General features: G+C 41.3%; 12 protein-coding genes. All 12 read left to right on the forward strand.

Going from position 1 to position 15,089, the window contains the following annotated elements:
• Positions 1-18: 18 nt before the first annotated feature.
• On the forward strand, positions 19-4,284 hold the full coding sequence (locus tag V0410_RS08540; RefSeq protein WP_330747136.1) for a beta-ketoacyl synthase N-terminal-like domain-containing protein: 4,266 nt from the start codon (positions 19-21) through the stop codon (positions 4,282-4,284).
• Positions 4,272-4,571: an acyl carrier protein gene (locus tag V0410_RS08545; RefSeq protein ID WP_034696900.1), complete on the forward strand. Its 300-nt coding sequence runs from the start codon at positions 4,272-4,274 to the stop codon at positions 4,569-4,571. The genes V0410_RS08540 and V0410_RS08545 overlap by 13 nt, the downstream gene beginning before the upstream one ends.
• Positions 4,562-5,344 carry an alpha/beta fold hydrolase gene (locus V0410_RS08550; RefSeq protein ID WP_330747137.1) on the forward strand — a complete coding sequence of 261 codons (783 nt, stop codon included), beginning with the start codon at positions 4,562-4,564 and terminating at the stop codon, positions 5,342-5,344. Before V0410_RS08545 ends, V0410_RS08550 begins: the two co-directional genes overlap by 10 nt.
• Positions 5,337-7,739 carry a glycosyltransferase gene (locus tag V0410_RS08555; protein WP_330747138.1) on the forward strand — a complete coding sequence of 801 codons (2,403 nt, stop codon included), beginning with the start codon at positions 5,337-5,339 and terminating at the stop codon, positions 7,737-7,739. The genes V0410_RS08550 and V0410_RS08555 overlap by 8 nt, the downstream gene beginning before the upstream one ends.
• A 15-nt stretch (positions 7,740-7,754) precedes the next feature.
• Positions 7,755-9,026 (forward strand): condensation domain-containing protein, encoded by a 1,272-nt coding sequence (locus V0410_RS08560; protein WP_330747139.1) that lies wholly within the window; start codon positions 7,755-7,757, stop codon positions 9,024-9,026.
• A complete protein-coding gene (locus V0410_RS08565; protein ID WP_330747140.1) occupies positions 9,023-10,276 on the forward strand; it encodes a phthiocerol/phthiodiolone dimycocerosyl transferase family protein in 1,254 nt (417 codons plus the stop codon). Before V0410_RS08560 ends, V0410_RS08565 begins: the two co-directional genes overlap by 4 nt.
• The gene (locus V0410_RS08570; RefSeq protein WP_202839129.1) at positions 10,273-10,821 is read left to right on the forward strand and encodes a hypothetical protein; all 549 of its coding nucleotides are present in this window, start codon (positions 10,273-10,275) and stop codon (positions 10,819-10,821) included. Before V0410_RS08565 ends, V0410_RS08570 begins: the two co-directional genes overlap by 4 nt.
• A 206-nt stretch (positions 10,822-11,027) precedes the next feature.
• On the forward strand, positions 11,028-11,858 hold the full coding sequence (locus V0410_RS08575) for a helix-turn-helix domain-containing protein (protein ID WP_330747141.1): 831 nt from the start codon (positions 11,028-11,030) through the stop codon (positions 11,856-11,858).
• A gap of 46 nt (positions 11,859-11,904) precedes the next feature.
• The gene (locus tag V0410_RS08580) at positions 11,905-12,321 is read left to right on the forward strand and encodes a hypothetical protein (protein ID WP_330747142.1); all 417 of its coding nucleotides are present in this window, start codon (positions 11,905-11,907) and stop codon (positions 12,319-12,321) included.
• 315 nt (positions 12,322-12,636) lie between these two features.
• The gene (locus V0410_RS08585; protein ID WP_330747143.1) at positions 12,637-13,161 is read left to right on the forward strand and encodes a hypothetical protein; all 525 of its coding nucleotides are present in this window, start codon (positions 12,637-12,639) and stop codon (positions 13,159-13,161) included.
• Between the two features lie 75 nt (positions 13,162-13,236).
• Entirely contained in the window at positions 13,237-14,040 is an 804-nt protein-coding gene (locus V0410_RS08590; protein WP_330747144.1) for a fimbrial biogenesis chaperone, read from the forward strand.
• The gene (locus tag V0410_RS08595) at positions 14,033-15,061 is read left to right on the forward strand and encodes a hypothetical protein (RefSeq protein WP_330747145.1); all 1,029 of its coding nucleotides are present in this window, start codon (positions 14,033-14,035) and stop codon (positions 15,059-15,061) included. Before V0410_RS08590 ends, V0410_RS08595 begins: the two co-directional genes overlap by 8 nt.
• Positions 15,062-15,089 lie beyond the last annotated feature (28 nt).

Genomic DNA, 15,089 nt, shown 5'->3' on the forward strand with positions numbered 1-15,089 from the left:
ACTCTGCATAAACAAAGTATGAAAAAAACAGATGTTGCTGTAATTGGTTTATCCTGTGTCTTTCCCGGGGCACAGGATGCCAACACTTTCTGGCAGAATATTGTCAATAAAGTTGATTCTACCGAAGTCGCTCCGGCGGATCGGATAGATCCTGTTCATTTCAGTGATGCCACAAGTCCCGTTGACCGTTTTTACTGTCAGCGTGGAGGATTTATCCCTGATTATACATTTGATCCTACCGCATTTGGTATTTTGCCACTGGCTGTTGAAGGAACGGAGCCTGACCATTTGCTTACCCTTGATCTGGTACAGAAAGCACTGGAAGATGCAGGTATATTTCAAAAGAATACTTCTCTTGAAAAAGCAGGAATCATCATCGGGAAAGGAAACTATACCGGTCCGGGAGCAACCCGTGCTATCGAAATCGTAAGAACCGGAGAACAGATTTCCTCATTATTACAGGAACTGTTACCTCATGTTTCTTCATCCGATATTGAAAAGGTAAAACATGCTTTTCAGGAACGTAAAGGCCGTTTTGCAGCAGATACCGCCATGGGATTAATTCCCAATCTTGTTGCTTCACTTGTCGCCAACCGTTTCAATCTTGGAGGCGCTGCATTTACCGTGGATGCTGCTTGTGCCTCTGCTTTAATCGCTGTAGATCATGCCGTACAGGAACTTCAGAGAGGCCGTTCCGACATCATGATCGCAGGAGGTGTACACACAGGACAGAACGCTGCCTTCTGGAGTATTTTTGCCCAGCTGGGAGCGATGTCACGCCAACAACAGATCAAACCGTTCAGTATGGATGCTGATGGTCTTTTGATTGGTGAAGGTTGTGGTTTCGTGGTGTTAAAAAGACTGGAAGATGCTGTTCGTGATCAGGACAAAATCTATGCTGTGATCAAAGGGGTGGGCGTAAGCAGTGACGGTACCGGAACCAGCGTGATAAGCCCATCTGTAAAAGGTCAGTTGAAAGCGTTGGAACAGGCATGGATCAACGCAGATTTAGATAAAAATAAAGTCGGTTACCTTGAAGCTCACGGCACAGGAACACCGCTTGGCGATAAAACAGAACTTCAGACCTTAGCCCAGTTCTTCGGAAAAGAAGAAGCAGCTCCGGCTGCGGGTATCGGATCTGTAAAGTCCAATATCGGACATGCCATGCCGGCAGCAGGAATTGCAGGATTAATTAAAACCTGTTTAGCATTACATCACGATACTTTGCCACCGACCTTATATTGCGAGAATCCCACTTCGGAGATGCAGAATACAAGGTTTGAACCGGTACAGGAAGCGAAAAACTGGTCAAAAACAGGACTGCCAAAAGTAGCGGCAGTGAATGCTTTCGGATTCGGAGGTATCAACGCACACGTTGTTCTGGAAGGCTATGATATGCCTAAAAAAGATAAGGTGCTAATTCTGGCAAGACCAACACACGAAGAATTGCTTTCCGCATTACAAAATAATGAAACAACCATTGGTGAAGGAGATTTTAGAGTTGCGATATTCGATCCAACTCCTGCCAGACTGGAAAAAGCCATTAAAATTGTTTCCAAAAATATCACCTGGAAAAACAAACAGGATATCTGGTACACTTCTACTCCATTATTAAAAGATGGCGGTAAAGTAGCCTTTGTATTCCCTGGATTAGATGGTCTGGCAAAAGGTGAGGTAGAAACGGTAAGCCGTTATTTCGGATTATCAGCACCAATCGAAACAGAAGGTGAAGGTCTTTTAACCGATGCCTTAAACATCTTCAACAACTGCAGTATCCTTGATAATTCACTGAAAAAACTGGGAATTATTCCGGATATGAATGCAGGGCACAGTTTAGGAGAATGGCTGGCAGGATATTCGTCCGAGCTGGCAGAAGCAAATTCTGTAAAAGCTTTAATTGACGTGCTGAACCCTGAAACTTTTGAATTAAAAGATTCCAGATTCATCGCCATAGGAGCCGGAATTGAGGTAGTACAGCCTTTTATTTCAGAAATTTCAGACTTATATATTTCCAATGATAACTGCCCTAATCAGGTGATTCTTTGCGGAAGCAACACTGCTCTGGATGAGTTGGTTCCCTTGTTAAAAGCAAAACAGATCTTCCATCAGGTATTGCCGTTCCAGTCAGGATTCCACTCTCCTTTTATTGCTGATAAATTGGATGTGATCCTTGCGGGGATGGAAAAAGCACAGTTCCAGCAGACGAAAATCCCATTGTGGTCTGCCACCACTTTAGAACCTTATCCTGCAGATCAGGCAGCGATCAGAAAACTGAGTGCCGAGCATTTGGTAGAACCTGTCCGTTTCCGTGAACTGACCGATAAATTATACGAAGAAGGCGCAAGAGTCTTCATTCAGGTCGGAACTGGCGGTCTGATTGGATTTATTGATGATACCTTGAAAGGAAAAGCTTTCAGCACCATCGCTTCCAGCGTTCCGACCCGTTCTGCATTGGCTCAATTACAAAGGGTAGTTGCCTCCTTGTTTGTAGAAGGAAAAACCATTGCCCTTGACTTTTTAGAAATTCAAACTCAATCGAAAAGAGCTTCAGGAAAAGGTATTAAACTGGAATTAGGTTCACCTATCATCCGTAATTTTAAAGAAGTGAAAGCGTTGGCTCAATCCTTCGATTCGCCAAAACAATATTCCGCTAACGCTCCGACCATGACTGCCAAAAGTGGTCATCCGCTGGTACAGGCATTTCAGGACAATGTTGCGGATATGATCCGTATGCAGGAAGAAGTATTGACTTTATTCCAGAACCGTCCGGAGATTACAATTTCACGTCCTGCTCAGGCTGCTCCTTTAGCACAATATGCTGCTCCACAAGCACCAAGAAATACAAATTTCACAAAAGATTTGTACGTAACACTGGAAAGCCATCCTTACCTGATCGACCACAGTTTATTGAGACAGCCCAAAGGCTGGGCTCATGTAGCCGATATGGAACCGGTTATTCCGATGACGATGATTTTTGAGCAATTAGCAGAAATCGCAGAAGCGGAAATCCCGGGAACATTGGTTCATAAAATCATGAACGTAAGTGTATTCCAATGGATGAACGTCGCCAAACCTTTCGAAAAAACCGTAAAAGGAGAATGGCGCTCACCGAAGCACGCTTATCTCGATATTGAAAACTTTGCCAACGCAGAAGTAGTCTTAAAATCGGGTTCTGTTCCGACACCTGACTTCAATCTTTCCATCGGTCATCTTTTACCCATTGAAAGAACGCCTGAGGAAATCTATGACATGCACATGTTCCATGGAGACCAATACCAGGGAATTACTGAAGTTTCTGCCGTTGGAGATAAAGGTATCATCGGAAAAATAAAAGGAAACGGTGGTAAAGGTTCTTTACTGGATAATGCAGGACAGCTTTTCGGGCTTTGGCTTCAGCTTACGTTGGTGAAAGACCGTATTGCATTCCCTGTCAAGATCAGAGATATTGAATTCTTCGGCGATATGCATGATCAGGAAGGTATTTTTGAATGTACCTGCATGCTCACCGAATTGAATGATGAATTTGCCATCGCCGATATCATCCTGAAAAGAGACGGAAAAGTATGGTGCGCCATTACGGGCTGGCAAAACAGAAGACTGGAAATTGATACCGCCTTATGGAATGTTTCCATGTCACCACTGCACAACCGCCTTTCGGAAGAAATTGCTCCTGATGTATTCTTCTTCCACCAAGCCTATACAAGAGTTGCTTCATGGGATTTTATCCTGAAAAGATATTTCAACCAAACAGAAAAACAGCATCACCAGCAGCTATTACCTAACAAAAAGAAAAACTGGATGGTAAGCCGTGTAGCGGTGAAAGATGCCGTAAGAAATCTTCTTCGCAAAGAAAAAAATCATGCCTGCTTCCCGATCACGTTTGAAATCCGTTCAGATGAAGTGGGAAAACCTTACCTCATCAGTGATTTTACAGAAAATATACATATTTCCTTGGCTCACAAAGGAAAAGATGCCGTGGGAATCGCGAGATATGGAAAATCTGTAGGAATTGATATGGAACTGATGGAAGAACGCAGTTCAGGATTCTATGACATGGTATTTACCGACAAAGAATTAACCTTATTAAGAGACAGAGATCAGGCGGAATGGACTACCCGATTCTGGGTCGCCAAAGAAGCCTACGGAAAGTTTCTGGGAACAGGACTCAAAGGAAATCCTAAAGCCTTCGAAGTCGAAGAAATAAAAGACGATCACCTGTGGATCAACAATATTGAAATCAAAACTATTAAACATAAAAATTATATTATCGGATGGACACTGTAAACGCAACATTAAAAATGAACCACGAAGAACTTTTTACTTTATTAAAAGGTTTTATTACTGAAGTGATAGGTGCTGAATTTGTAGAAGAGATGGATATTACTCCTGAAAGTTCATTCACCAGAGACCTTGAAATGGACAGCATCGAGATTGTCTCTTTCTCTGAAAAGATCAAGGCGCATTTTGGCGATCAGATCGACTTTACAGGTTGGTTATCTTCTATGGATCTTGACCAGCTGATCAATCTTGACCTTAGTATGATCATCAATTATATCTACGAATGCCAATAATCACTGTCAATAACAGACAAGTTCATGTACAGGAACTCAACAAAGGAGCCGGACAAACCGTGGTACTCATCCACGGTATGTTCAGCAACCTGTCCATTTATTATTTTAATATTGCCCCTGTGCTGGCAAAACATTTCCATGTGGTGATGTACGATCTGAAAAGCCACGGTATGAGTGAGCGTTTTCTGGATGGCTACGACCTTGATAACATGTCTTCCGATCTGATAGGTTTAATAGATCATCTTCAACTGGAAAAAGTACACCTTGTCGGCTACAGCTTCGGAGGTCTTATCGCTTTAAAAACAGCTTTGGAATATCCTGACCGCGTGAATCAGCTTGTGGTGATGGAAGCTCCGGATCCTCAGGATGAAAAAGCCCGTAACATCATTGATGAATACAGCAAAGAATTTCTTGAGCATTACGTAGCCAATTTTACAGATACCACCAAAGTACAGATGGGCAAAAGACAAATGGAGAAGAACCACCGTATGTATGAATTTCTGTTTAATCAGACCAGCATCAAAGCAGATATGATTAAGGAAAAACATTTCCTGGGTGAAGCCCGTTTTAATGAATTATCGTCTCCCACTCTATTGCTTTATGGCGCTGATTCCAACTGCAGACCTACCGGTGAGTGGCTGCAATCTCAAATCAGCCAGTCTGAACTTGAATTAATCCCGGGTGATCACAATATTCCGATTCAGGAACCTCAGCACATTGCTGAAACGATCGCTCAATTTTTATCTAAAATTTTAACACAAAACCATGGCTAAATTTGCATTTATAGTTCCACCATTGACAGGTCATGTCAACCCTACTTTAAGCATCGGTGCTACCCTGCTGAAAAGAGGACATGAAGTAGCCTGGATCAGCCTTGACCCGACTTTAGAGGCCAAACTTCCCGAAGGAGGAAAATTATTACTGATCCAATATGATCAGACCGACGAAGAAAAGAAAGAAAGTGAACAATATCTCGATATTATCTCCAAAAAAGTAGTGTATGGAATCGACAGCGTTAAATTCCTGTATGAAGAGGTTCTTATCCCGCTGAACAGACATTGCTATAATGGTATTGTTACTTTATTAAAAATAGAGCAGCCCGATTTGGTTATCGGGGATCATCAGTTATTTGCAGCTCCGGTTGCAGCCAAAACTCTTGGTATTCCTTACGCCACTTCCGTTACCGCTCCGGCAGCTATTAAAATCATGAATGAACTTCCAAAAGTACACGAATGGGAAGTGAATCAAATCATCGATTTGCAGAAAGAACTGGGTTTCCAGGAAGAACGCTCTCTGGCAACTTCAGACCTTCTGACCCTGGTTTTAACTTCCGGTTATTTCTTTGGGGAAATGGAAGATCTGCCGTCTCAATACCAATTCACAGGTCCGGTTCTTACGGAAAGACGTGTTTCATGTGAATTCGACTGGGAAAAATTAAAAAGCAAAGACAATAAAAAGATCTTAGTAAGCATCGGAACTACCTTCGATCACGACCATAAAAAGGCATTTTTCCAGAAGGTTATTGATGCCTTCAAAGATGAAGATTTAACTGTAGTAGTAGTTTCTGATCCACAACTTTTTGAGCAATGGCCGGATAACTTCATGGTGTATCAACAAGTTCCACAACTGGATCTGTTACCTCATCTGGATGGTGTAGTTTGCCATGGCGGCCATAATACGGTTTCTGAAACCTTATCCAACGGGATTCCTTTGGTCGTGATTCCGATTGCGTATGATCAGTCGCATGTTGCAGGACGTGTGGTGCGTACAGAAGCGGGTGAGCGCCTTAATTTTAACAGATTTAAAGCCAATCACCTGAGAGAAGCCGTACACCAGATTTTAAATACTCCGGGCTACCGTGAAGCAGCCCGGAAGGTTGGTCAGTCTTTTGTGGAAGCAGGAGGCGCTGCTACAGCAGCCAACCTGTTGGAACAAGCGACATCAAAGGCTTCAAAACCTGAAAAACCGTCTAAATTTTTATTCGTAGTTCCTCCTTTTTTCGGACATGTGAGCCCGACTCTGAGTGTGGGAGCAAGTCTGATTGCCCGCGGACATGAAGTAAAATGGTTTGGGATTACCCCTTTAGACAGTAAACATATTCCTGAAGGAGGTTCTTATTTCTACCCTGAAGAAGATCTTGTTCCGTATCAGGAAGAAATTGCCCGTATTTTGAAAAGGCAGGATGACGGACCCGCATGTTCCGGTCCTGAAGTCATGAAGCTGGCACTGGAAGAAACCTATGTTCCTTTCGCTAAAATGATGATGCCGGGATTAACCCGTTTAACAGAGAGCTGGATGCCGGATGTGATCGTGAACGACTGTATCACTTTCGGAGGGGCTCTTTTCGCCCATAAAAACAATATTCCTTGTGTAACGACAACTCCTGTACCACCGGATGTGATGGGAGATACGGAAAAAAGTGCTCCAAAAATCTGGGAATGGCAGCAAAACCTGATCAAAGACCTTCAAAAAGAAGTGGGAATTCATGAGGAGGGAATTTATATCCATTCTCACAAACTGAATATGGTGTTTACTTCACAGGCTTTCGCAGGATTTGAAACCGTTCCGCCTCATATGAAATTTGTAGGGCCGGTAAAAGGCCGTCCGAATGATGCTCCGTTTGACTGGGATAAACTGAATGCGTCTACCACTCCAAAAATCTTTGTATCATTGGGAACGCTGCTGGTAGACATCAGAAAAGCTTTTTTTGAAAAAATCATTGCAGCATTTAAAGATCAGCCCGTTACAGTGATTGCTGCTACTCCACCTGAAATTTTTGAAGAATGGCCGGACAACTTTATCGTGAACAGCTTTGTGCCACAATCGGCAGTGATGCAGCGAATGGATATGGTCATCTGCCACGGTGGTTTCAATACTGTAAATGATACTTTCCGTAACGGATTACCCATGCTGATCACGCCTATTGCTTATGATCATTTCCATATTGCCAAACTGATCGAACAGGCAGGCTGCGGAATCAGCATCCGGTATAAAAGACTCCGCGTAGAGGCCCTTCGTGAAACCGTTTTTGAATTATTGGAAAATCCTAAATACAGAACTGCCGCTCAGGAAGTAAGAAATACATTCACCCTTGCCGGAGGAAATGACAAAGCGGTAGAGCTGTTAGAAAATTTTGTAAACGAACATTCAACATTAGCTTCTGTGTAGCCTATGAATCAACCTATGAAAAGAAGATTGCTATTTGGTGAGCGTATGTTACTGGGAGACGGAACAGAACCTTTTAACGCGGTCATTCCGTTCAGACTGAGAGGGACTTTTACCTTAAAAGAGATACAGCAGGCTCTGGCCCGGATTCAAAACAAACACCCTTGGCTGAGAGCATTGATCAGCCATGATGAAAAAAATATTCCATGGTTTAATGTTCCTGAAAAAACGGTTTCCATTCCTGTAAGAATCGTCACCAGACAAAGTGAGGACCAGTGGCAGGAAGAATCCAGGAAAGAATGGAACACCATCTTTAATTACGAAAAATTACCCCTGATCCGGTTTGTCTGGATCAAAGGGGAAGACGTTTCTGACATGCTGTTTGCGTTCCACCATTGTCTTTGCGATGGTGGTTCTGCAATGGCCTTCCTGAAAGAGTTTTTAATGGCTCTGGACAATCCGGCAGCTGAAATCGGGACAGAAAACCCGATCTTGGGAATTGAAGATGTGGTTCCTGCCCATATCCTGAACAGCCGCAGACAAAAACTGAAAGCCAGACTTATCGGAAGAATGGCCGCCACTGCCATCAAATGGATTCCTACAGGCAAAAAAGCTGTGGAAAGACAGAGTGATTACCTCATCCATTGGAAGCTGGATGAATCGGTAAGCAAAGAATTAATCACTTACTGCAAATCCCGGGGGGTAACGGTAAATACATTTTTAAGTGCGGCGGTATTGCAGGCATTTAAAAAAGTAAGAGCAGAAAAGTCCTTCAATAAAGTTTCCTGTCCGGTAGACATCAGACGTTTTGCAGGACAGATCAAAGAAGATCATATTTTCGCTTTCGGGCTGATGATTGTGGTTTCTTCTGATGAAAAGCTAAGCTTTGAGGATAATCTCCGTGCCATGCAGAAATCTGTGGAAAAAAAGACCTCAAAACTGAATCCCTATATCACCATGATGGTCATGGAATCCGGGCATGATGCCCTGAGTAATTTCACCAGGCTGTTGAAGAACGGAAAATCCTCCAACGATTGTATGTTTTCCAATCTGGGACGCATTCAGATTCCTCATGAGTACAAGGAGTTTACGGTAGATACGATTTTCAGTCCGTCAGTAATAGGACCGCTGGGAAATACCACTACAATGGTAACCTCAACGTACCGGGGTGAAATGGATTTCTCATTCATGGGAAGCGAAGGATATTTACCTTACACAGATGCGCTGGCAGTTCGTGAAGAGGTAATGCAGGTCATCCATTCTCAACTAAAACAAATGGCAGTATCATGATCAAAAGACCCTTAATGATGGTGGAAAGGATCATGTATGTAGATCCTGAAACTCCTTTAAACTGTATCTATACGGCAAGAATCAAAGGAGAGATTCCTGAAGAAAATTTTAAAGCTGCTTTAATAAGAATCCAGCAGAAGCATCCTATTCTAAGAACGAATATTGATCATAACATCGGAAACTATCCTTATTTTATGGGACAGAAAGATATTGAACCTATTCCGCTTCGCATTGTAAAGCGTACAACAGACGATGACTGGTTCAAAGAATCCGAAAAAGGATGGTTTAAACTTTTTGAAACACCAAAAAAACCATTGGCCGAAGTAGTATGGGTAAAAGGACACAATACTTCCGAAATCCTTTGGGTCATGCCTCACTGCATATCCGATGGAACCACCGGAGTAACCTTACTGCGTGAGCTCCTGAGTTTGCTCGACAATCCTTATGCTCCATTAATTCCTTATGTTGCTTTTGAATCTGTTGATGATTTTCTGCCTTCGGATTTTAATACATCAATCAAAAAATATAAGGCCGGCCTTTACCTTCTGTTCGCCAGAATATTCTTTTCCATGCAGCGAAAAAGTAAAAAAAGAAACCAGGGAAAAAGCTATACCATTCACTGGAAAATGACTCAGGAAGAAACCAGGCTTATCACTGAAAAATGTAAAGCCAACCAGATTTCTGTGCATGCTTTGCTGTGTTCTTCCGTGATGCAGGCCTTCCGGGATGTTCAGGGAGACCGTGCCAAAGGTAAAGTGATCAGCCCGGTAGATGTGCGTCATTTTATTCCGGAAATTAAAGAAGATCATTTATTTGCTTTTGCCCCAACCGTGGAGCTTTCCATCAGGAAAAACAGCAATGATGTGATGGACAATGCCAGGCTGATCAAAAAAGACCTTACTGCAAAAATCAATAAGATGGAAGCCCGTGAACTCCTTTGGATGGGAGAACATATGCATCCTGTTGTAGGACGGATGATCAATATGCTGAAATCCAGCGAAGGCGGACATGACATTACCTTATCCAATATGGGCAAGATCAATATCCCGAATGATTATAAAAACTTCAGCCTGGAAACGATTTTTAGTCCTACCGTGGCTTTCCCATGGCTGAACTCAAATACCTTAGTCACCAGTACGTACAACCAGCAGATGGACTTCACCTTCATGTCCAATGAAAATTTTCTTCCCAAAGAGGAAGCTCATCTGATAAAAGATAAAGCCATCGAGCTATTGACAAGTTCTCTATGAAATTTAAAATAAAGCCTCCGAAGCCCAGACTGATAAAGAAAACCACCCTCAAACGCTTTCTCATAAAGCGTACGATTTATTATGTCCTTCCGAATGTGTTTTTTAATTTCATTATTGCTTACGCCAGTTTCAAGGAATTGGGCTACACCCATTTTTTTTCAGGAACCCAAAATCTTGCCCGTCTCACCCTGCCGATGGCCATCTTCCTTCCGGTGGTTCTTACCATAGACATCATCAAAAGAGTAACGGATGCCGCCAGCCAGGAAGCTATAGAGTTTACGGTAGACGAGCAGCTCAACATCAAAAAACTGATGACCAGACTGAGCATCTTACATGGATTAATTACCGGATTATTGGTATTGTCACTGCTGTTTATAGGACAGTATAATTTTTCAAAGGATTACAAACTGGATGCAACGGCAATGGCTGTCGTAGTAGGAACGCTGGCGGGAATTCTGTCTGTGGTTTTTGTATACTTACCCGTATGGAGGTTAAGAAAATGGATGTGCAAAGTAACATCAGTCCCAGCTGATTTAAACACATAATTCCCCAATAAAAAACATACATCATTGTCTATCATTTAATTAACAATGAAAAAAAGTATAACAATACCCGGTTGATCAGACGGTCACCGGGTATTTTCATGGACACTCAACTTAATTTTTTCCTTCAAAACTTACTATTTGGTAAATTTTTTATATTTATATAATAATTTACAAGAATTTTTCTTGAACAGAATGATTAATAATGTATGTACAAAATAACGGATCAGTTAAAAAATATAGGATTCAGTATCAATCGTTTAGATTATATTATCGCCCGAAATAACAACAAAAGAGAATTCAATACCCTGGAATATTTTTGCATTTATATTATTCTGGAAAATATCCAGCTAACGGTAGAGAATGTTCCATACCCTTTAAAAAGAGGAAGTATCGCCTTCGTAGGGCCGCAAAAGAAAATAGTCTTCGGTGAAACCAAAAGATCAGATGTATATTCAATTGCTTTTTCATCCAGTTTTTATGAAAGATCAAATAAAGACAGTCTTTTTATCAATTCTCAGCTTTTTTATAATTATAATTCCGATATATTTATAGCACCTTTCCTGAATGTAGAACAGATGAGAGTGGTTTTTCTGGAGCAGATGGAAAGTTTCAGGAAAAAGGATGAAAGCTTATATATAGCGGCTGCCCATAATGCTATAGAACGACTGATGCTGGATGCCCTTCTGCATATTCCTACTGAAGAAATCAAAAAGGAAATCAAATTTGACTATATGTATTATGTCAACCGGTTCAAAGTTCTGTTGCAAAGAGATTATAAAAAGGCAAAAAAAGTGGCTTATTATGCCGAAGAACTAAATATCTCATCAAGGAAACTGACCGAGATGACCGAGTATGTACTGGGAAAAACAGCCAAACATATCATCATTGAAAAACTCATTACCGAATGTAAAAAGGCCCTGAGCTTCTCCAACTCAACGATTTCTGAGATATCTTACGATCTGGGTTTCAGCAATGAAGGGAACTTTACTAATTTTATTAAAAAACATACGGGAAAAAATCCCTCCGAAATGAAATAATTTGTATATTTACATAAGTAACCTTTTGGGGAAAAATATAGGTTATATGCTTGCAAAGTATATTTTATTCATTTTGCTTTATTTTGCTTTTACAAAATCATTTGCACAGGCAGCAGACGGTTTAAGGCTTAACGTTAGGCTTTATCCCGTACAGATGCTTGCTGTAGGCACAGGATTTTCGGACGAAGGGAACGAGTCTTCCTTCCGGGAGGTTCAGTCTGTAACCATCTCTAGTCCGACAGGGTTTCAGCTGAATGCACAATATGATGAATATCGTGACGCCTCCGGTAATTCCGAAAGCAGCAGGGAAAAATCTGGTGATTATTCTCTTATCAGCCATCACAAAGGAGTGGTTCAGGAGAGATATATCATTGATCATGAGTTAGAAAATGCAATGGAAGATTTAAGCTCCAACAGCAGTGACGAGCAAAATTTTTTAACATTAACTCTAATTTCTCAGTAAAAAATAAAGCAAGGCTTAAAAAAATTACTATGCATCGAATAACAATTATGCAATTTATTCATTCCCTATATATTAAGTAAAATTAATGTTTAAGATTAATTAAACATTCTTTTTACTTTATGGTGATTTTATCAGCATTTAAAAGATACTTTTTATGTAATTATTCATAAAATGTACTCATCAGTGCGCGCCTATTTCTTCGTAAAAATTCACAAATAATAAGTATTTTTTCACAAAGACCATGATGTTCTTTGTATTTACCTTTGCAACCGCAATTTTTAAAAACAATTAATACAAAAAAACGTCTTTAACCTTATGAAAAATTTTATTCTAGCATCTTTTGCTATCCTTGGATTTTCAACATTACAAGCACAACAGAATGTAACGCTGAATGTAAGACTGAAGCCTATCCAGACTCTTGTTGTTAACAACGCTCAAAAAATCGTTAATTTAGACTACGAAACCAAAGATGACTATGCCAACGGGGTATCTTCTCTTAACGCAGATCACTTAAGCATTTACAGCACAGGAGGATTCCAGGTAAAAGTAAAAGGTGGTAACGATGTATTACAGCAGGGAGGTAAAAACATCCAGGCTAACACGATCCAGATTATTGCAAGCGCAGGCTCTGAAGCTGTAAACGGCGCTCAATATGCTCAGAATGTACATTTATCAACTAACGAAGCTACTTTGGTAACTTCTTCTACCGGAGGGGTAGACAAAAAAATCAATATTGAATATAAAGGTGCAGGAGCTAATACTTACCTGGATAACTACATCGCGGGACAAGATCCAACAGTATATACTACTGAGCTGACGTATACGATTATTTCTCAATAATAGCTATCATTATGTAATGATAAAGTGTTGTACCTACCCCAGCACTTTATCAACATTTAAAAACTAATCTCCGTCATGAGCAGACTCTCTCTTTTCCTTTTCAGTCTTCTTTTCCTATCATCTTTTCATGGATACGCACAAACAGGAGTTTCGGTTTCACCGCCAAGACTGTATTTTGAATCGGGAAACGGAAACAGCAATACCCAGACAATAACGGTAACGAATGTAAGTGCCAAGAACTCTCTGGACCTTGCGGTAAGCCTTGGAGACTGGGAGTATGACAAAAAAGGTGAGAATGTAACCTATCCCGCCAATACCCTTCCCACTTCCTGCGCAAGTTGGGTTTCGGTCAAAAAGGAAGATAATTACTTCACGCTGGCTCCGGGAGAAAAAAAAGATATTGAGGTCACCATTACGGTTCCGAATGCGCTTTCAGACCAACTGGCTGCCCATACAGCCGTTTTGTATGTAAGTCAGATGAATCCGGTAGATGATGTGGATCATAAAGGCGCCAACATCAAAGTGAGCATCCGCTCAGGAATCAAATTATTCCATAAGCTGCCTGCCGCCAAAACTAAAAAACTGGAAATCCAGAATCTGGTATACGGAAAAACGACCAATACCATCAACCTATTTTTTGACAATCAGGGCGATATATGGGGAGACGGAAAAATTTTCACCGACTTTGTGAATACCCAAACCGGAAAAAAAGTATCACTGGATCCCATTATCTTTTACACCATGCCCGGAAACAAAAGAGAAATGGATATCCCGCTTCCGGCAAGCCTTGAAAAAGGGAAATATACCGCTTCTGTAATGATCGATTACGGAGACAACAACAATCTGGAATTAGGAGAATTAAGTTTCAGCTATGAATAGTAAAAAATTCTTCTGTTTCTTTCTGCTGATCTCTCTGAACTGCTTCTCACAGGTCAATTATAATTCCTGGATAAACAGCTACTTACAAATTAATTCCTACAGCGGAAATACCAATCCTGATGCCTATACCTTTACCCTGGCAGGTAATGGAGCATTTAATATTCCTTACTGGAAAATATCCATGAGGCTGAAACAGCCTATCACTTCTACAGATGGAAATTATACGATGCCTGCCAACAAAATATCATTTCAGCCCGTTTCCACTTCAGGACAGGCTTATCCGGGACCCGTACCCACCATTCCGCAGATCGGAATGCCGTTAAATACTTTTCTTCAGGCCAACCAGGAAGTCTTTTTAATTCCACAGTCCAATGCAGCACTGTACAATCAGCCGCCACAGCCCAACGGCTATTATAACCTGCAGGTAAAATACAGCCTGACCGTTATGGGAGGATCCTATCTGGGAAGCTACCCTTCCTGGACCCGATTTAATGTTCCGGTACAGTTTACGGCGTATGACCGGTACAACAATATTATTGGCAGGGCTGATCATAATTTTCAGATTCACATCGGACCGCTCAGCGGAACTCCGACCGATGTCCCTGAAATGTCGCTTCAGTTTTCTGCAAAAGCGGTCAACGGATCACTGGAATTCAAAAGCATGTCGGATTATGTCAACGGAGTAAGCGTCACTTATTCCAATGGACTGATTGTAAAAAGCAATACCAATTATCAGATCAAATTACGTTCTCTTCAGGGGCAGTTCAGCTCTCCTGCCGGAAACTACATTGCTTTAGGAACCGTAAAAATGAATCTCATCCCCGTTTCCGGAAACAATGGGAATGTATATCCTATCCTGCTGAGTGCTTCTCCACAGCTTATTGCGACAGGAGGCTCCACGGGAAACTCCAGCCTGTATTACGATATCCGATATTCTACCAAAGCCAATGATGAAAGACTGATTAATGCCAAATCGGAAGAATATTCCACCACCCTTCAATACGAGATTATCCCCCAATAACCATGCTTCAAGACCTGTTCAAAAAAAT

It is taken from the genome of Chryseobacterium sp. CP-77 (genome assembly GCF_036362765.1).
Lineage (GTDB): Bacteria > Bacteroidota > Bacteroidia > Flavobacteriales > Weeksellaceae > Chryseobacterium > Chryseobacterium cupriresistens.